The sequence below is a fragment of the Ensifer sp. Root954 genome, assembly GCF_001429005.1.
GTDB lineage: Bacteria > Pseudomonadota > Alphaproteobacteria > Rhizobiales > Rhizobiaceae > Ensifer > Ensifer adhaerens.
In genome coordinates this window covers 310,396-329,192 of record NZ_LMJM01000045.1, presented here as the reverse complement: position 1 = coordinate 329,192, position 18,797 = coordinate 310,396, and the positions used below count along the sequence as shown (strand labels likewise).

The following is an 18,797-nucleotide window of genomic DNA, read 5'->3' as shown; positions in this document are numbered from 1 at the left end:
CGAGAGGCGAGACTGTCGCATCTCTAACTGGCCCAACTGTCGCATTACTAAATAGCCACTACACAGATTTTGTGGCATAACATACATTATGGAACTAACTTGCAAACACCCATTCGGGCCGCTTTAGCGGTTCCGTGCCGTGTCATCGAGGTCGATCCCGGCAAGACGCTGGTCTACACGTTTGCTGATTTCGAGCTGCACTGGACAATCCAGCCGGACGGTGACTGCTGCATTCTTGGGCTGGAGCATCGGGGCTTCGACCTTGAAAACCCGCAACACCGTTTCGCCGAAGAAAACATGCCGACTGTTGGCGCACACTCGTCTTGCCGCGCTTGGCAACTCGAGGCCGCTCACATGACACCTTCGGCTTCTTGATCCGAGGCGCGGCAAACTAAATCTGCTGCGATCAAACTCCGAAGGCCCGGCGCCGATCACGTTGATCGTATTCTGGAAGACTGGCTATCGACCAGGCTGGCGCAAATCGGGCTCCCGCTACTCAGCGCCGGATAGCTCTCGCCGATCTTTAAGGGTGGGCAGGAAGTTCCGCCGGAACCCTTCCCCTGACCTTCCGGCTATCATCCATGCCGGTTCCCACTGCCATCAAACATGTGGAGCGCTTCGGTGCTCGCCCCGACCTTCACCTCGTCACCGATCTCGTTGCGCGCGCGCCCGGAAACGCGAAAGACCAACTCGTCGCCGTTCTGGAGGCGACCGTGTATGAGGCTTTCGGCGCCGACCAACTCGATGCCGTCGATGCGCACCGTCGCTTCGAAGGCTCGCGCTGGAGCATCGGCTGACATCGGCGAAATATCTTCCGGACGGACGCCTAGCGTGTAATCGCCAGTCGGCCTGGTCACATCCGCGGCAAGCGACCAGCCCGCCGACATGTCCTTGCCGTGCAGCAGGTTCATCGAGGGCGAGCCGATAAAGGTGGCGACGAAGGTGGTCGCGGGCTTCTCGTAAAGCTCCAGTGGCGTGCCGACCTGCTCTATGCGGCCGGCGCTGACGACGACAAGCCGGTCGGCAAGCGTCATCGCTTCCATCTGATCATGCGTGACATAGACGCTCGTCGTTGCGAGCGAGCGCTGCAACCGCTTGATTTCGATGCGCATCTGCCCGCGCAGCTTGGCATCGAGGTTCGAGAGCGGTTCGTCGAACAGAAACGCGGCGGGTTGGCGAACGATTGCCCGCCCCATGGCAACGCGCTGGCGCTGGCCGCCCGAAAGCTGCCGTGGTTTGCGGTCGAGATAGGGCTCGATCTCAAGCGTCCTTGCGGCCGTGGCAATGCGCTGGTCGATCTCGGCCGGCGGTGTCTTTCGGTTCTTGAGCCCATAGGCAAGATTCTGGCGCACCGTCATGTGCGGATAAAGCGCGTAGTTCTGGAAGACCATCGCAATGTCGCGCTCCGCCGGCTCGACGTCGTTGACCCGACGCCCGCCAATCAGGATATCTCCGCCGCTGATGTTCTCGAGCCCGGCGATCATGCGCAACAGCGTGGACTTGCCGCAGCCGGACGGCCCGACAAGAACGACAAACTCTCCGTCCTTGATCTCGAGCGAAACGCCCTTGATCGCTTCCACCGTGCCATAGGTCTTGCGGACGTCATTCAGGGTAATTTCAGCCATTACTTTTCTGTCTCCACAAGACCTTTGACAAACCAGCGCTGCATCAGCACGACCACGAGGATCGGCGGGATGATCGCAAGGATCGCCGTCACCATCACATAGTTCCAAGGCGTCGAGGCGTCGGTAAAATCGATCATCCGCCGGAGCCCGATGATGATCGTGTTCATCTTCGCGTCATTGGTGACGAGCAGCGGCCAGAGATACTGGGTCCAGCCATAGATGAAGAGGATAACGAAGAGCGCCGCGATGTTCGTTGCCGAGAGCGGCAGCAGGATATCCTTCATGAAGCGAAACGGACCGGCATTGTCGATGCGCGCGGCCTCCACCAGCTCCCCTGGTATCGTCAGGAAGAACTGGCGAAAGAGGAACGTCGCCGTTGCCGACGCCATCAGCGGCAGCGTCAGCCCCGCATAGGTGTCGATCAAGCCGAGATCGACGATCACCTTGTAGGTCGGCAGGATGCGCACCTCGACCGGCAGCATCAGGGTGATGAAGATCATCCAGAAGAACAGCATCTTCAGCGGAAAGCGGAAGAACACGATCGCAAAGGCCGACAGGAAGGAGATAACGATCTTGCCGACAGCGATCGCGATCGCCACGACCGTCGAATTGAACAACAGCCGCTCGAGGCTGACGCCGACGACACGCTCGACGCCGCCGCCGATCGCCTCCCGATAGTTCTCGACGAGGTGGTCTCCGACCACCAGCGACATGGGCGGCCGCACGATTTCGATCGAGCTATGGCTCGAGGCGACGAAGGTATAGTAGATCGGCAGCGCGACGATGATGATCCCGATGACGAGTATCAGGTGGCTGATCGCAGTTGATATGGGACGGTTCTCGATCATCTGCGCCTCACGAATAGTGGACCCGCTTCTCGACGAAGCGGAACTGGAACGCCGTCAGCGCAATGACGATGATCATCAGGATCACCGACTGGGCTGCCGAACTGCCGAGGTCGAGATTGACGAAGCCGTCGTTATAGACCTTGTAAACGAGCGTCTCCGTGGCCTTGGCGGGGCCTCCGCCTGTGACCGCGTGAATGATGCCGAAGGTGTCGAAGAAGGCGTAGACGGTGTTGACGACGAGCAGGAAGAACGTCGTCGGCGCAAGCAACGGGAAGACGATGGTCCAGAACCGTTTGGTGCCACGGGCACCATCGATGGCTGCCGCTTCGATCAGCGACTTCGGGATCGCCTGCAGGCCGGCGACGAAGAAGAGGAAGTTGTAGCTGATCTGCTTCCAGGCTGCCGCCACGATCACCAGAAACATCGCCTGGTTGCCGTTGAGCAGCGGATCCCAAGCGAAGCCATTGCGGCGCAGAATGTAAGAGAAGGTGCCCATTGCAGGGTTGAACATGAACAGCCACAGCATGCCGGCAACAGCCGGGGCAACCGCATAGGGCCAGATTAGCAGCGTGCGATAGACGTTGCGCCCGCGCACCACCCGGTCGGCCGCCGTGGCGAGCAGCAGCGCGAGCGCCATCGACAGCAGCGCGGTCGCAAGGCTGAAGGCCACGGTGACCTTTAGCGAATGCAGATAGTCCGGGTTGGCAAGGATTGCCCGGAAGTTGGCGAGACCGACGAAGCCGGATTTAAGGCCGAACGGATCCTCGCGCAGCACCGATTGGTAGAGCGCCTGGCTGGCGGGCCAAAAAAAGAAGATGACCGTCAAGACGATCTGAGGTGCCAGCAGAAGATACGGCAGCACCTTGTTTGGAAACACGACGGACTGCATGGACTCCCCTCCCCATCAAAGACCGGTCCGCACCGCCTTTCGGCGATGCGGACATTTCGTTTTGGAGGTCAGTTTCCGACTGCAGTCTTGATCGCTGCGTTTGCTTTCACGACACCTTCGCTGAGCGCGGTCTTGGCATCCTTCTGGCCGGCAAGCATCGCTTCGAACTCTTCGTTGAGGATGTCGCGAACCTGCGGAAGGTTGACGAGGCGAACGCCCTTGGAGTTTTCGGTCGGCGCCTTGCCCATCATCTGCTTGATCGGCGTCTCGCGGCCCGGGTTCTTTTCATAGAAGCCGGACTTCTTGGTTTCCTCATAGGCTGCAAGTGTGACCGGCAGGTAGCCCGAAACCTGGTGAAGCTGGGCCTGAGTTTCCGTTTTCGAGAGGAAATGGAAGAACTCGGCCACGCCCTTGTATTCGCCATCGCTCTTGCCGGCGAAGACCCAGAGGCTTGCGCCACCCGGGATGGTGTTCTGCGGGCCATGGCCCTCATAGTAGGGAAGCTCGCCGACACCATAGTTGATGCCCGACTTGACGATGTCGCCGAGGCCACCGGAGGATTCCGTCAGGATCGCGCACTCGCCCGACATGAACAGCTGCTTGGCTTCCGAGGTGCGACCGCCGTAACGGAAAGTGCCGTCCTTGGCGAGGTCGGCGATCGACTGGAAGTGGTCGACGAAGAGCGGCGCGTCGATCTTCAGTTCCACTTCGAGCCCGGCAAGCCCGTTTTCGTTCGTGCCGTAGGGCACATTGTTCCAGGCCGAGAAGTTTTCGGTCTGGATCCAGGTCAGCCAGGTCGAGGTGAAGCCGCAATTTGCCGCGCCGCTCGCCTTGATCTTCTTTGCCGCTTCGAAGACCTCGGGCCAGGTGGCCGGCGGCTTGGCCGTATCGATACCAGCCTTCGTAAAGGCGTCCTTGTTGAAATAGAGAATCGGGGACGACGAGTTGAAGGGGAAGGACAACATAGTCCCGTCAGCCTTGGAATAGTAGGCGACGATGCCCGGCAGATACTGGTCCTTATTGAACTCGTAGCCGCCCTTCTTAAGCACCTCCGCCACGGGGACCACGGCACCTTCCGCGCCCAGCATCACGCCACTGCCGGCGTCGAACACCTGCAGGATGGCGGGAGCCTGCTTGGAGCGGAACGCGGCGATACCCGCGTTCAGGGTCTCGCCATAGGTGCCCTTGAACACGGGGACAATCTTGTACTCCGACTGGCTTTCATTGAATTCCTTGGCAAGCCTTTCAACGGTTTCGTTGTTGGCGCCCGTCATCGCGTGCCACCAGGCAAGCTCCGTTGCCGCGAAGGCGTTCGAGGCGGCGAAGATCGAGATTGCAGATGTGGCCGCAAGCGTCCATTTCAAAACTCTCATGGCGGTTCCTCCCAATATTGAGACGACAAGTCTCGGTGCTCAGTCGCGTTGATCCTCCTCAATCAGTCGCGCCTGACTTTCGCAGCGAAAGTGCGCTGATTAAAAACGAACGATAACGAACCTGCAAGAGAAAATAGAATGCAGAATTCGCAAATTTCCGCCTTCGGAATATTCGTTCTGTTTCATATATGAACGCTGGATGTACAATTGTCCCGGGCGAGATACAAATCGCCAACCACCCACAGCGTGCGCGACCGACTTGCGGCCGATGGACTTGCCCGCCTCCTCGCCTTGATGCCTGTCGCCCTCCTGCTCTGCTAGGGGCGGCCGCCGGGGTTCTGACACTGCAGCCTATCGACGCGCCTTGGGACGTGTCGCGAGCACGTTGCGGATCGCAAAGCTCGAATGGATCCGGGAGACCCCCGGTAAAGCCGAGAGAATCTCCTTGTGGATGCGTTCGAACTCGCCGGCATTGGCGACTTCGACGCGCAGGAGATAGTCCGATCCACCGGTCATCAAAAAACACTCCCGCAACTCGGGATGTCTTCGTACAGCCGCCTCGAACCGGTCGAGATAGTCCTCCGTCTGGCGGTCCAGCGTGATGTTGATGATAACGGCAATGCTGGCCTCGACGTTCGAGGTGTCCACTAGGGCGGTATAGCCGCGGATGACGCCGGACTGTTCCATCAATTTTATCCGCCTTAGACAAGCGGATGGCGAGAGCCCGACCTCGGTCGCGAGGCTGGCATTGCTCCGGCGCGCGTCCAGGCGCAGCAGCCGAAGGATATTGCGGTCTATGGTGTCGAGCGCGGGCATTGCAGATTATTCCAATTCTTCGCTGTTTCATTCAAAGATCACGAATCCGCGCAACGATCAATCGACAATTCGTCGACAATTCTGCGATCGTTTCACTACCCTCCGGACAAGTTGGGAGGCTCGGCCATGGACGGCGCAGTCAGGGAAAATACGCAGCAGAAAGCGATCAAGGGCGGCGCCTCAGGCTACCTCACGATCGATCTTGTGGCGCTGGTTCGCAACTACGACCGGCTTGTGTCTGAAATTGCGCCGGCGCGGGCCGCAGCAGTCGTCAAGGCGGATGCCTATGGGCTTGGCGCGGACCGGGTCGCAGCGCGCCTCTATGACCATGGCTGCCGGCACTTCTTCGTGGCCCATTTCGTGGAAGCTCGGCGCCTGCGACCTCAGCTTGCCCGCGATGCGATGATCTTCGTTCTGAATGGCCTGCAGCCGGGCAATGAGCTCGCCTGCGCCGACGATGGCATCGTTCCAGTCATCAATTCCCTCGAACAATTGCGGCAATGGGCCGGTGCGGCTGTAAACCTCAACCGTCGCCTTCCCGCGGCGCTGCAGTTCGACACAGGCATGTCGCGGCTCGGTGTCCCGCCGCAGGAACGACCGGCGATCGCATCGATGCTGCGGACCTGCGGCATGATCGACATCCAGTTTGTCATGAGCCACCTGGCCTCTGCCGACGATGTCTTGAGCGAGCAGAACGGCAACCAGCTTGCCGAACTCCGACGCATCGCCACGGAGTTTCCGGAATACGAACTGTGCTTCGCCAACTCGGGCGGCATTTTCCTCGGCGAAGCCTATCACGGCGTGCTCGTTCGGCCAGGGATTGCACTCTATGGCGGTGCTCCGACGGATGGTCATCCAAACCCGATGGAGCCGGTCATCAAGCTCGATGTTGCGGTCGTACAGACGCGTGAAGTGCCGACCGGAGCGCGCGTCGGTTATGGCGGCAGCCATGTCGCCGCAAGCCCGACCCGGCTTGCCACCATTGCTGCCGGCTATGCCGACGGCCTGCCGCGCAGCCTGAGCGATCGGGGTGCGGTCTATTGCGACGGTGTTCGCTTGCCGATCGTCGGCCGGGTGTCGATGGACAGCATCACCATCGACATCTCCGCCTTGCCGGAGGGGCGCCTGCAACTCGGCAGCCTGGTGGAGGTCCTCGGCCCCAACCAGACACTCGAAGACATCGCACGCGATGCCGGCACCATCTCCTACGAAATCCTGACCGGTCTCGGGCATCGCTACGAACGGCAGTATCGCTGAGCTTCCTTTCCTTTTGAGGACATCATGAAAGTTATCGTTCTCGGCGCCGGCATCGTCGGCGTCACCTCGGCCTACCAGCTTGCCAAGAGCGGACATGAGGTCACCGTCATCGATCGCCAGCCCGGACCGGCGCTGGAGACGAGCTTTGCCAATGCCGGCGAGGTTTCCTTCGGCTACTGTTCGCCCTGGGCAGCACCCGGGATTCCGATGAAGGCGATGAAATGGCTGTTCATGGAGCACGCGCCGCTCATCCTTCGACCCAAGGTCGATGCCGCCATGATCTCCTGGATGATCAAGATGCTCTCGAACTGCACGTCCGGGCGCTACGCGATCAACAAGAGCCGCATGCTCAGGCTTGCCGACTACAGCCGCATCTCGCTCGGCGCGCTGCGCGCTGAAACCGGCATCGCCTATGACGAGCGCATGCAGGGAACGCTGCAGCTCTTCCGCACCCAAGCCCAGCTCGACGCCTCCGGCAAAGACGTCAAGGCGCTCGCCGCCGACGGTATTCCCTACGAAGTTCTGGACCGCGACGGCTGCATTCGCGTCGAGCCGGCGCTAAAACATGTGCGCGAAAAGATCGTCGGCGGCCTGCTGACGCCGAAGGACGAGACCGGCGACTGCTTCAAGTTCAGCAACGAACTTGCGAAAAAAGCGGAAGCGCTCGGCGTGCGCTTCAACTACGGCAGCATCATCCGCAGCCTCGACGTGGAAGGCGGCCGGATCAAGGGCGTCGTCACGGCGCATGGCACGCTCAAGGCCGACGCCGTCGTCGTGGCGCTCGGCAGCTTCTCCCCTCTCCTCGTCAGGCCGCATGACATCCGTCTGCCGGTCTATCCGGTCAAGGGCTACTCATTGACGATCCCGATCACCGACGCTTCGCGCGCGCCGGAATCGACCGTTATGGACGAAACCTTCAAGATCGCCATCACCAGGCTTGGCGATCGCATCCGCGTCGGCGGCATGGCGGAAATCTCCGGTTATACCAACGATCTCGGCGAGCCTCGCCGCCTGACGCTCCAGCACTCCGTCACCGATCTCTTCCCGGGTGGCGACGTGTCGAAGGCAAGCTTCTGGTCGGGGCTTCGCCCAATGACGCCGGATGGCACGCCTGTGATCGGCCCGACGAAGGTCGCCGGCCTCTATCTCAACACCGGCCACGGTACGCTCGGCTGGACGATGAGTTCCGGTTCGGCCCGCGTCATCGCTGATCTCGTCAGCGGACGCCAGCCGGAAATCGACGCCACCGATCTCGCGATCGCCCGCTACGCATAAGCGTGTTCCAATCAACCACGAATCTCGGAGACGGATCATGATCCAGGAAATCCACACCACCGACGCGCCGGGTGCCGTCGGTCCCTTCTCACAGGCAATCAAGGTCGGCAACCTCCTGTTCGTTTCCGGTCAGCTTCCGATCGATCCGGCCACCGGAGAGTTCAACTCGGACGACGCGATCGCGCAGGCCGAGCAGTGCCTCAAGAACCTTGGGGCTATTGCGACCGCAGCGGGCACGACCCTTTCCAACACCGTCAAGACCACGGTTCTGCTCACCGACCTCGGACAGTTCGCGGAGATCAACAAGGTTTATGCGGGCTTCTTCACCAAGCCGTTCCCGGCACGCGCCTGCTACGAGGTCAGCGCTCTGCCGAAGGGCGCGAAGGTGGAGATCGAAGCGGTCATCGCCATCCCGTAAAGTTTGCTGGCGCCGACGCTATTTCGGGAACTGCGGGCGAAGCCGGCCGGCGGTCGACAGCCTCGCCGGCCAGGTTTCCGCGTCCGAGTTCGGATTCGTCATTTGGACGACGAGGAAGACCTGATCATCCCGCTCATCTATTACCCAGCCCGGTTCCGCGCTTGCCTAGGTCTGTCGCTTGGCCTTGCCTCCTCCCCTCGCCCACGCAAACAATGAGTTGACCGTTTTAAGCGCCGAGGCGACACTTGCGAGGTGCAGCAAGGCAGGAGGTAAATGATGGCTGAGGCGGACCACTGGCGTCATATGGCAAGCGCGCCGAAAAACGGGAGCCGGATCCTCGTCACGATCCGCCCGTCCGAACAAGGCGCCGCGGAAGTCGATCTCGCCTATTGGTCGAAGGGTGATCAGTTTGGGTCCGAAGGCTGGCGCGCCTCCGATTCCTCGCCCGGTCGCATCATCGAGTATGCCGAGCCTGAGCTGAAGTGTTGGATGCCGATGCCCATGGCAAATCTCGATCGCGCCGCGATGCCCCTGCCCTGGGAAGGCGAGGACGAACAGGAACTGGACGGCTCCGGGATCTAGGAGCCCAGGCGCCAGCTCGTCAGGTAGACCTTCGCTGTCCGTTGGCTTAGGCCGTCGCGTTGTCGAACTTTCTTCGCCACGGCGACACAATCGGCAGGTCGAGCCGATGCTCTTCATATCGCAGGGCACGGCCGCGGTGGTGCTCACCGCGGCCGCACAATCTGGCTATCGCATCATCGCCGCGACATTGCCGCCGTCGACGGTGATGACCGCGCCTGTGCTCGTGCGTGCCTTGGCGAGGTGCACGAAGGCTTCGGCCACATCCTTGGCTGCGACTTCGCGATGAACGAGATTGCCGCGCATGTAGGCTTCCGGTGTGATGCCGCGGGCGCGGCTGCGCTCCTCGACCATCTGGTCGGTCATGAGACCGGTGCGGATGCGATCGGCGTTGACGGCGTTCGAAGTGATGCCGTCCGCGCCATGCTCGACGGCGTATTGCCGCATCAGCGCCATCAGCGCCGCCTTCGAGGTGCCATAGGGACCGAAGTTGGGGCCGGGATTGACCGCCTGCTTGGAGACATTGAACACCAGCGCGCCGCCGGTGCGTTGCGCCTTCATGATCCTGGTCGCAGTCCGGGCAATGTAGTGATGCCCCCAGAAATTGAGCGCGAAGGCTTTCTCGAAGAGTTCGTCGGAGACCTCGATCATGGCGCCCTGGAAGGCAGCGCCGGCGTTCGAAATGACGATGTCGACACCGCCGAAATGTTCGGTAACGCCGGCGAGAGCGGCTTCAACGGCCTTGGGGTTGGTCACGTCGCAGGCGACGCCAAGGCCGCCAAGCCGGGCGGCCTCCTTCTTGACCGCCGCTTCGGCAAGATCGACGAGGGCGATTTCGGCGCCTTCCGCACGCAGCGCCTCGGCAATCGCAAGGCCAAGGCCGCCGGCGCCACCGGTCACCACCGCGACCTGTCGGCTGAGCGGCTTTTCCACCTGCTTCGCCAGTTTCACCTGCTCAAGCGACCAGTATTCGATGTCGAAGAGATCCTGTTCCGACAGCGCCTCGAAGCTCTCGATGCCCTCGGCGTTGCGGATGACGTTGATCGTGGCTTCCGCGACATCGGCGCCGACGCGTGCCGCCTTCTTGCTGGGACCTGCTGCGAAGAGGCCGACGCCGGCGACGTAGAAGACGCGGGGCATCGGGTCGAGCATCTTCTTGTTGCCGCCAACACGCGCGTTGTTGCGCTCGAAGTAGGCGCGGTATTCGGCGATGTAATCCGCCACCGCCGTGCGCACCGTCTCTGCCCAGGTGGCCATTTCTCCGGTAACCGGCGCCGGCAGGGCCAGTCCGAAGCGCTTGATGTGGATGACATGTTCCGGCGTCGCATTGCCGCGGCGCGCGAGATCGGCAGCGTTTTCTGCGTTGCAGAACGCGAGCACGGTCTCGCTCGCGCGGTGTTCGAGCACGAAGCGCTTCGGAGAGCCTTCGACACCGGTGTCGATGGCGACGGCGCCCCGCAGGATCGGGGCGATTTCGGCGGCCGACGCAATCGCTGCCGGTTGCTTTGCCTGAACGAACGGGCGCGGATTGCCTTTGGCAATGCGGCGCTCGGCCATGTCGATCGCCGCGATCATCTTTTCATAGGCTTCGCGCGGATCCTCCGACCAGGTGAAGATGCCGTGCTTCAGCAGGATCATGCCGTCGGCGGTCGGATCGGCGCGGAAGGCCTCGTCGCAGGCTTTTGCGAGATCGAAGCCGGGCATGACATAGGGAACGATGATCGCCTTGGGGAAGAGTTCGCGAACGATATCTTCCCCGTGCGGCTGGTTGGTCAGCGACACGATCGCGTTGGCATGGGTGTGGTCGATGTGCTTGAACGGCAGGTTGGCGTGCAGGATCGCTTCGACAGAAGGATTGGGCGCCGCTGGATCGAGCAGCAACCGGCGCTGCAGCATGACCATGTCGTCGTCGCTAAGCGTCTGGAAACCGACCATCGCCTGCAGCGGCTGCAGGCGGACGGCCGGCAGTCCTGCCGGTTCGATCGTGCCCATGTCCCAGCCGCTTCCCTTGACGCAAAGAACCGGAATTTCCGAACCGTCGAGATCGGTAAAGGTGGTCTTCACCGACGTGTTTCCGCCGCCGTGCAGCACCAGTTCCGGATCGGATCCGAGCAGGCGCGTGGTGTAGGTGCGGATCGCCAGGTCGCGGTTGACGCCGTTGCGGACGTAGGCGTCGACGACACTGGCATATTCGGTTTCAGACCATCTCGATTTCATGCAAAGGCTCCTCAGCTTCCGGCAGACATCACCTGCGACGGCTCCGGACAAAAATGACATGGCGGGACCATGCCCACCGAGCCACAGGAGGCTGACGGGAAAGGCCGCTTGGGAAATTTGGGATCGGCGTCTGGCGCGGGCCGCGTCGAAGAGGCGCGGGTCCGATCCTGTCTGCCGCGGTCTCGCCTGCCCATGCGGCCACATCCGCGGCCGCGTGCTCAAGCGCGATTCCGTTCTCGATCGTCCGTCACAACGGAACATAAACAAATGACAGCATAGTGTGTCAAATGTCAATTGAGCGTTCGAATTTGTTTGACGGCAGCCGCTTTTCCGGTTTGAGGTGGCGCAAACGGTATCAAGCGGAGTGACGGATGACGGAGAGCGCGCGGGCGAGTTGGATGATCGGCGAAGGCAAGTCGTTGCCGCCCGAGTTCGATGACGGGGTCGTTTGGGCCGCCTGGCTCTACTACGTCGATCAACTGACCCAGAGCGACATCGCCAAGATCCTCGGCATGTCGCGCGCGACCATCGTCAACTACCTTCAGGAGGCCCGCGAGCGCGGCCTCGTCACCATCCGCGTCAACACCGATGTCGGCGGACGCGTCGCCGTGGCTCGCAAGCTCAAGGGGAAGTTCGGGCTCGAAGGAGCGCTGGTCATTCCCGCGGGAGAGCCTGCGTCGCTGGTGACGCGGCTCGGTGAGGCGGGCGCCCGCCTGCTTGCCGACATGATCAAGCAAGGCGACACGATCGGTGTGGCCTGGGGACGGACCGTACTTGCAGTCGCCGATCAGATCTCGCTGGCCGAAGCACTCGATGGGCTGACTGTCGTCCAGGTCTCGGGTAGTTCCATCGCCAATCCCGAATTCTCGCCGGAGTTCTGTACCTCGCTGATGTCCCAGCGCATTCACGCGCGCTGCGTCAACCTTTTGGCGCCGGCGCTGCTGTCGACGCCGGAACTGAAACGCTGGCTTCTCTCCGAACCGGTGCTCGTCAAGCAGTTCGAGCTTATCCATTCGACCAACATCCTGGTCTTCGGCGTCGGCGATATCGGTCCTGACACGCTGATCCGGTCGGCCAATGTCGCAAGCCAGGAGGACTTCGACTCCTACCAGGCGCACGGCGCAGTCGCGGTGCTGATCTGCCGGTTCATCGACGAGGCGGGCCGACAGGTGAGCGGCGAACTCGACGATCGCATGGTGGGCATCGAGCTCGACGAACTCGTGCGCATCCCGAGCCGCGTCTGTGTCGCCGGCGGCGCGAACAAGGTAACGGCAATCCGCGCGACGATGAATGGCGGCTACGCCACTCACCTTGTCACCGACATCGAAACCGCCGAGATGCTGCTGGCCGAAGGGGTCTGAGGCGCTCCGTCAGGAGCGCCCTGCCAGCCCGTCAGTTTGCCTTGACGCGCGCGGTGCGCATGAATGCCTGCGTCCCCTCGAAGGAGGTGATGCCGGCATCAGAACCGAGACCGGTCGCCACCAGCGCGGCCGAGGCCTGCGCGAACTTCAGTGATGTCTCCGTGTCCATTTTGTGGTGCAGGCCGGTGATGAAACCGGCATTGAAGGCGTCGCCGCAGCCGGTCGTATCGACGACGTCGATCTCGAAGGCCGGCAGTTTCACGGTCTTTCGGTCCGGATCCATGAAATAGACGCCGTCGCCGCCGAGTGTGAAAACGCAATGCTTCACACCGAGATCGCAGAAGAAGAGCGACGCATCCTCGGCGGTTTTCCGCCCGGAAATCAGCATGGCCTCCTCCACCGACGGCATGAAGTAGTCGATATAGGGGAAGAGCGGGCGGATGAGGGAAAGCGTCTTCTCACTGGCGCCGAGCAGATCGAAGGTGACGATCCGGCCCTTGGCCTTCGCCGCTTCGAGAAGCACGCGGCTCGGCTCACCGTCGAGGCGGTCGAGCAGGCCCGTGCCGCCAAGGTGGACAATCGGCGCCGCCGTCACGCGATCGAGCGCTTCGGCTGCGATCTCGAAATGACCGGACGCGCCGCGGACGTGAAGAGCAGGCCTTTCGCCGTTGCGGCGGATGTTGAGGATCGTGGCAGACGTCGGAACGCCGGGGATCCGCTGCATCTCGGCCGTGTCGACGCCGAAGCGCTGCAAGGTCGAAAGTACGAAATCGGCCTTCTCGTCGTCACCGACGGCGCCAACCGCGAGGCAGTTGAGACCGAGCTTTGCAAGGTCGACGACGGTGCCTCCGGCGGTACCGGCAACCGTCAAGCGGATCTCGTCGATAAACTCGACATTGCCGCCCTCGGGAATGCGATCGACCGGGCGACCGAGGATGTCCAGAATATAAAGTCCGATGACCGAAACATCGTGCGCCATGCACTCAAACCTTTCTCAAGGAAACAGGGTTGTCGAACGACGCCGGCCCTGACCGCGCTTGGCGGCCTCTGCCGCGGATCGAGAAGATCGCGCCGGCGAGAATGATGAAGATGCCGACAATGACCAGCTGCCAGGTGCTCGGAATGCCGACGAGAATGAGGACGTTACTGACGAGCGTGATCAGCACGACGCCCAGAAGCGTGCCGATGACGCTGCCGGAGCCGCCGGTGATACGCGCGCCGCCGAGGACCACCGCGGCGATGATTTCGAGCTCGGCGCCGGCGAGATCGAACGGGTTCGCCAGCCGGTTGCTGGAGACGTGAATGATCCCGGCGACGCCGGCGAGAAGCCCCGCATAGGCAAAGACAAAGATACGGACCGTGCGCAGGTTGTAGCCGAGCCGCTCGGCCACACCGGCGTTTCCGCCGACGGCGTAGACTGCACGGCCGATGAGGGTTCGCTCAAGGATCCACCAGGTGACGACAGCGGCGACGGCGAGGATGAGCACGAAGGCCGGCAACGTCGAGGTCGAACCGTTGGCGCTGTGATGGGTTAAGAGCGCAAGCTTTCCGAACGCGTCCATTGCCGCAGGAATGTTCATGAACAGCGCCGTGCCGACAAAGGTGAGCAGGAAGCTGCGGATGACATATTGCGTGCCGATCGTCACGATCAGCGATGGCGCTTTCAGGGCATGAACCAGAACGCCGTTGAGCGCGCCGAAACAGGCGCCGCCGATGGCGCCGAGCGCGAGGATCGCGACGATCGGCATGTCGGGCACGATATTCACGACCAGCATGGTGACGGCGTACATGACGAATGCGGCAATCGCCGTGAACGAGACGTCGATGCCACCGGAGGCAAGGACGACGAGCACGCCGAGCGCGAAGAGGCCGCGGACGACGGACGCACGCAGGATGTCGAAAAGGTTCGACACCTGCCAGAAGTCCGTGTTGATCGCACCGACGACGAGCGAAACCGCGACGATCAGGATCAGCGTGAAGGCCGGTGGGTGGCGCATGAGCCACGTCCAGATGCCGGCAACAGCGCCCGCGCTTTCAGACCGGGGTTCTGCCGGGGAGAAGGTGGTTTCGCTCATTGAAGCCTCGCAATGGTATCGTCGGTCAGCGCGCGGGAGAGAACGTCTTCCGCCAGCCCCTCGGCGGCAAAGGTTTTGACGACACGACCCTTGCGCATGACCATGATGCGGTCGCAGTTCTGCAGCAGTTCGGGCAGGTCGTCGCTGATGATGATGACGCCCATGCCGTCGCCGGCGAGCCGCTGGATGATCCGATAGATCGTGTCCTTGGAGCCGACGTCGACGCCGACGGTCGGGCCGTGCAGGATGAGCAGTTTTGGTTCGATCGTCAGCCAGCGCCCGATGAGCACGCGCTGCTGGTTGCCGCCGGACAACGACTGCACCGGCTTGTCGACGCCGGCCGAGACGACCTGAAGGTCGTCGACCGTGCGCTCGGCGAGCGCTCGGCTGCGGCGCCCGTCGACGATGCCGAAGGCATTGCGCAGCCGGTCGAGGACCGGAACCACGATATTGTCCTTGATCGATTGCGAAAGGAACAATCCCTCCGAGAGCCGGTCCTCGGGAACGTAGCCAATCCCGGAAGCGATCGCATCGGCGGGTTTGCCAAGGCGGATCTCGTTGCCTTCGAGAAATACACCGCCGCCGTCGGCCGGCGAAACGCCGGCGAGCGCAAGCGCCAGTTCGTTGCGCCCGGAATCGAGCAGGCCGGTAATGCCGATGATCTCGCCCTTGCGCAGCGACAAGGACACGTCTGCAAAAAATCCGGTTCGTGAGAGCTTTTCGACATTGAGCAGCTTCTCGCCGAGCGTGACGGCGGACCGCTGGCGGGTGTCGTCCAGCACTTTGCCTGTCATCCAGAAGGCTAGATCGGCCTTCGAATGGCCCTCGACGTCGCATTCGGCGACTTTCTGGCCATCGCGCATGATGATCGCGCGCCCGCCGAGCGACTTGCACTCGTCGAGCTTGTGGGTGACGAACAGCACGGCCACGCCCTTGGCGCGCAGGCGGTCGACGACGCCGATGAGATTGTCGACCTCGTGTTTGGTCAGCGCGGTCGTTGGCTCGTCCATGATGACGAGGCGGGCGTCGGAGGCGATTGCGCGGGCAATGGCGATCAGCTGCCGCGTCGCCATCGGCAACTCGTCCGTCCGCGTTGAAAGAAAGGCCCTGCTCGCCGGCAGGCCGACGGCCGCAAGGGCGCGCTCGGCCGTCGCCCGCATCTTCGGTATGTCGAGCCGCCGCGCAAGCTTGCCCGACGAGGACACCAACTGCTGAGTCAGCCCGATGTTCTCGGCGACGGAGAGATTGGGGAGCAGCGAGAAATCCTGATAGACCGTTTCGATGCCGGCAGCGAGGGCTGCGACCGGTGTCAGTCCGGTGACCGTCTTGCCGTCGATCAATAGTTCGCCTGCATCAGCCCCTTGAGCCCCGGAAATGATCTTGATGAGCGTGCTCTTACCGCAGCCATTCTCACCCATCAGGTGATAGATGTTGCCGGCCTCGATCGAAAGGCTCACGCCCTTGAGCGCGCGCACGCCACCGAAGTGCTTCTCGATGTTGCGCACCTCCAGAAAAGGGGTCGCGGGCTTGAGATGCGGTTCACCGCCAGTGGGCTGGGGCTGCATGGCTTTGTCCTGATGGTGCATGAGGGCGTTCGAGGGACACGCCGCCGCGCCGGTTTATGGCGCGACGGCATTAATCGGCAGAACCGATCAGAACGGGTATTTGCCGTAGTTCGACTTGTCGACGTCGACCCAGGCTTCGCCGACGACGATGATACCGTCACCGGCACCCTTCTTGACCGTCACCTTTTCGTAGCCGGGCACGCCGAGATCCATGCCGTCCTTGATCTCTTCGCCCTTGATGACCATGTCGGCCACCTTGTTCATGACGTAGCCGGCATCCTTCGGATCCCAGAAGCTGATGCCATCGACGGCGCCGGATTCAAGATAGGATCCGGTATCCTTCGGCAGGCCGATGCCGAAGACGCAGGTCTTGTCCTGCAGGCCGGCCTCTTCGACGGCGCGGCCGATGCCGATGACGTCGATGGCGGAGCCGCCCTGGAAGCCCTTGATGTCGGGGTACTTGCGCAGGATCTCGCGGGCCTTCTCATAGGCGCGGTTGGCGTCGTTGAAGGATTCGTTCTTCTCCGAGACCAGCTCCATTTCTGGGTACTTCTTGGCGTTCTCAGCGCCGCCGTCAGCCCACTGGACATGCGTCAGGCTGCCGAGCGAACCGACGAAGGACGTCCATTTTCCTGATTTGCCCATGCACTCGGCGATCTTCTCGTTGAAGCGGGCGCCGAAGGCCTTGTTCTCGAAGGCTTCGATGTCGACGAGCGTGTTCTTCATGCTGTCGGCCTCGTGGGTCACCACCTTGATGCCGCGCTGGGCGGCGCGCTTCAGCACGCCTTCGAGCGACGCCGCATCCATCGGCACGACGGCAATCGCGCTGACCTTCTTGGCGACAAGGTCCTCAATCAGGCGTGCCTGCTGGGCGGCATCCGCCTTGCCCGGGCCGATCTGGCTCGTGGCAACCGTATCGTTGTCGTTGCCATAGGCGGCGACGCCCTCGGCCATGCGGGTGAACCAATTCTCGCCGGTGACCTTGACGACGGTCACGATGCTCGGCTTCTCCTCGGCCATGGCAGCCGCGGCACCCCAGATGGTGCTGAGAGCCACGGTGCAGGCGGCAATTTTACGAAAATCAGGCATAGTTCCTCCCATTGCGCCTTCGAAAGGAAAGAGCTGTGGCGCGCGAAGGCTCGCGCCCGGCCCTGGCGGAAACGGGGTTAGCTGCGGGCCGCCCTGAACCAGGCTTTGAAGTCGAAGCCGGAGGTGGCGATGAAAACGAGCAGAAGAACGCCCCAGGCGAGGTCTCGGAAGAAGTTCGAGATGTTCATGAAGTTGAAGAGGCTGGAGAGCATCTGCAGCGACGTTGCCGAAAGCACGACGCAGATGACTCGCCCATAGCCGCCCTCGGGGCGAACCCCGGCCATGACGGCGATCAGGATAGCGATGAGGACATAGGAGGTGCCGTAGTCCCACTTCACGCTCGAGGTGCGCGCGGCAATGACGATGCCGGCAACCGACGCCAATAGCCCGCAAACCGTATAGGTCAGGAACAGGATGCGCTTTTCCGGGATGCCCGCGTAGCGCGCGGCCTTGGCATTGTTGCCGAGCAGAAGCAGACGTTGGCCGAAGGGCGTGAAACGCAGGATGGCGCCGATCGCGAGCGCGACGACCAGGAACAGAGCGAAGCATTGGGGCACGCTCAGGATCGTGGCATTACCGAAATCGTCGAGCGGCTCGACATAGCCGATGCTGAGCGCCGAACCATTGGTGAGAACGATCGCCAGGCCGGTAAAGAGCAATTGCGTGCCGAGCGTGGCGATGATCGGCGTCAATCCAACCTTCGCGATCAGGAAACCGTTCAGCATGCCGCCGACAAGGCCGATGCCAAGCGCTACGCCGATCAGGCTCCAGGTGAAGAGAAGCGGAGCCTCGTCGGCGGAAATCACGTCGCGCAGAAAGAAGTAGGCGGCAACGCCCGAGAGATTGGCAAGCGCGATGCCGGAAAGGTCGATGCCGCCGTTGCCGGACATCATGGCCAGCATGACGCCAAGGGCGAGGAACCCCAGTTCGGGGACCTGCGACGCCATGGACTGGAAGTTATAGAGCTCGACGAAACTCGCGCCGACGAGTATCGCACCGGCGACAATGGCGGCAACGTTCACAGTGGCGAGAAAGCCGAGCTGCCGATCCATCTGAAAAGCCACGATGTCCCCTCCCATGCTGGCATCTGTGCAGACGGAAATGCTTCCCGGTTCTTCGGCTCCAGGCTCCTGTCTCCCCTGAAACCAACCGACAACCGGCGTCCTCTGTACATTTCTGACATTTGCCAGTCATCGGTGTGTTTTGTCAACAACGTTCTTCTAGCTGTTCTGTAACCGAAGTGGAGGGTGAGCGGAAATGCCGGCTTGCTATCCTTCTCCTCCGTGGAAAGTCCTGCTTGGCGAGACTGCCAAAGCGTCCTCAGCCCAAGCGTGACATCCGCCGGATTTGGAACGGCAAGGGCAGCAAACGGCAAGAATTGGGTGACAACGGGAGGCGAACGGTGGAGTT

At 62.0% G+C, this 18,797-nt stretch carries 17 protein-coding genes; 6 read left to right on the top strand and 11 right to left on the bottom strand.

The features are described 5' to 3' along the window. Positions 1-99 precede the first annotated feature (99 nt). Entirely contained in the window at positions 100-375 is a 276-nt protein-coding gene (locus ASE71_RS36025) for a hypothetical protein (protein WP_127890105.1), read from the top strand. A 200-nt stretch (positions 376-575) separates the two neighbouring features. Here ASE71_RS36025 and ASE71_RS26620 read toward each other — a convergent pair whose 3' ends face one another. The 5 genes from ASE71_RS26620 to ASE71_RS26600 all read right to left on the bottom strand — a co-directional run bounded on the left by ASE71_RS26620 (position 576) and on the right by ASE71_RS26600 (position 5,551). Further along, a complete protein-coding gene (locus ASE71_RS26620) occupies positions 576-1,625 on the bottom strand; it encodes a sn-glycerol-3-phosphate import ATP-binding protein UgpC (protein WP_034790367.1) in 1,050 nt (349 codons plus the stop codon). After that, on the bottom strand, positions 1,625-2,473 hold the full coding sequence (gene ugpE, locus ASE71_RS26615) for a sn-glycerol-3-phosphate ABC transporter permease UgpE (RefSeq protein ID WP_060521181.1): 849 nt from the start codon (positions 2,471-2,473) through the stop codon (positions 1,625-1,627). The genes ASE71_RS26620 and ugpE overlap by 1 nt, the downstream gene beginning before the upstream one ends. A gap of 7 nt (positions 2,474-2,480) precedes the next feature. Then, a complete protein-coding gene (ugpA, locus tag ASE71_RS26610; protein WP_034790369.1) occupies positions 2,481-3,362 on the bottom strand; it encodes a sn-glycerol-3-phosphate ABC transporter permease UgpA in 882 nt (293 codons plus the stop codon). A 68-nt stretch (positions 3,363-3,430) separates the two neighbouring features. Continuing rightward, positions 3,431-4,735 carry a sn-glycerol-3-phosphate ABC transporter substrate-binding protein UgpB gene (ugpB, locus tag ASE71_RS26605; protein ID WP_060521180.1) on the bottom strand — a complete coding sequence of 435 codons (1,305 nt, stop codon included), beginning with the start codon at positions 4,733-4,735 and terminating at the stop codon, positions 3,431-3,433. A 351-nt stretch (positions 4,736-5,086) separates the two neighbouring features. Then, entirely contained in the window at positions 5,087-5,551 is a 465-nt protein-coding gene (locus ASE71_RS26600) for an Lrp/AsnC family transcriptional regulator (protein WP_034790372.1), read from the bottom strand. Positions 5,552-5,677: 126 nt separating this feature from the next. Between ASE71_RS26600 and alr the strand changes: the two genes are divergently transcribed. The 4 genes from alr (at position 5,678) to ASE71_RS26580 (ending at position 9,083) form a co-directional block, all read left to right on the top strand. Beyond that, complete coding sequence (gene alr / locus ASE71_RS26595; protein WP_060521179.1) at positions 5,678-6,808, top strand: alanine racemase; 1,131 nt, start codon at positions 5,678-5,680, stop codon at positions 6,806-6,808. 24 nt (positions 6,809-6,832) lie between these two features. Continuing rightward, a complete protein-coding gene (locus ASE71_RS26590; RefSeq protein WP_060521178.1) occupies positions 6,833-8,083 on the top strand; it encodes a D-amino acid dehydrogenase in 1,251 nt (416 codons plus the stop codon). Between the two features lie 37 nt (positions 8,084-8,120). Then, a complete protein-coding gene (locus tag ASE71_RS26585) occupies positions 8,121-8,501 on the top strand; it encodes a RidA family protein (RefSeq protein WP_034790381.1) in 381 nt (126 codons plus the stop codon). Between the two features lie 276 nt (positions 8,502-8,777). Next, a complete protein-coding gene (locus ASE71_RS26580) occupies positions 8,778-9,083 on the top strand; it encodes a hypothetical protein (RefSeq protein ID WP_034790383.1) in 306 nt (101 codons plus the stop codon). Between the two features lie 165 nt (positions 9,084-9,248). Here the strand turns inward: ASE71_RS26580 and ASE71_RS26575 are convergent, their stop codons facing one another. Next, positions 9,249-11,297 carry a bifunctional aldolase/short-chain dehydrogenase gene (locus ASE71_RS26575; RefSeq protein WP_060521177.1) on the bottom strand — a complete coding sequence of 683 codons (2,049 nt, stop codon included), beginning with the start codon at positions 11,295-11,297 and terminating at the stop codon, positions 9,249-9,251. 371 nt (positions 11,298-11,668) lie between these two features. Between ASE71_RS26575 and ASE71_RS26570 the strand changes: the two genes are divergently transcribed. Next, a complete protein-coding gene (locus ASE71_RS26570) occupies positions 11,669-12,658 on the top strand; it encodes a sugar-binding transcriptional regulator (RefSeq protein WP_244496942.1) in 990 nt (329 codons plus the stop codon). Positions 12,659-12,689: 31 nt separating this feature from the next. Here ASE71_RS26570 and ASE71_RS26565 read toward each other — a convergent pair whose 3' ends face one another. The 5 genes from ASE71_RS26565 to ASE71_RS26545 form a co-directional block, all read right to left on the bottom strand. Further along, a complete protein-coding gene (locus ASE71_RS26565; protein WP_060521175.1) occupies positions 12,690-13,637 on the bottom strand; it encodes a carbohydrate kinase family protein in 948 nt (315 codons plus the stop codon). A gap of 4 nt (positions 13,638-13,641) precedes the next feature. Continuing rightward, complete coding sequence (locus ASE71_RS26560) at positions 13,642-14,655, bottom strand: ABC transporter permease (protein WP_413814653.1); 1,014 nt, start codon at positions 14,653-14,655, stop codon at positions 13,642-13,644. Positions 14,656-14,729: 74 nt separating this feature from the next. Further along, positions 14,730-16,298: a sugar ABC transporter ATP-binding protein gene (locus tag ASE71_RS26555; RefSeq protein WP_060521173.1), complete on the bottom strand. Its 1,569-nt coding sequence runs from the start codon at positions 16,296-16,298 to the stop codon at positions 14,730-14,732. An 87-nt stretch (positions 16,299-16,385) separates the two neighbouring features. After that, positions 16,386-17,387, bottom strand: coding sequence for a substrate-binding domain-containing protein (locus tag ASE71_RS26550; protein ID WP_060521172.1), 1,002 nt, complete (start codon positions 17,385-17,387; stop codon positions 16,386-16,388). A 77-nt stretch (positions 17,388-17,464) separates the two neighbouring features. Beyond that, complete coding sequence (locus tag ASE71_RS26545; RefSeq protein ID WP_060521329.1) at positions 17,465-18,439, bottom strand: ABC transporter permease; 975 nt, start codon at positions 18,437-18,439, stop codon at positions 17,465-17,467. Positions 18,440-18,797: the final 358 nt, after the last annotated feature.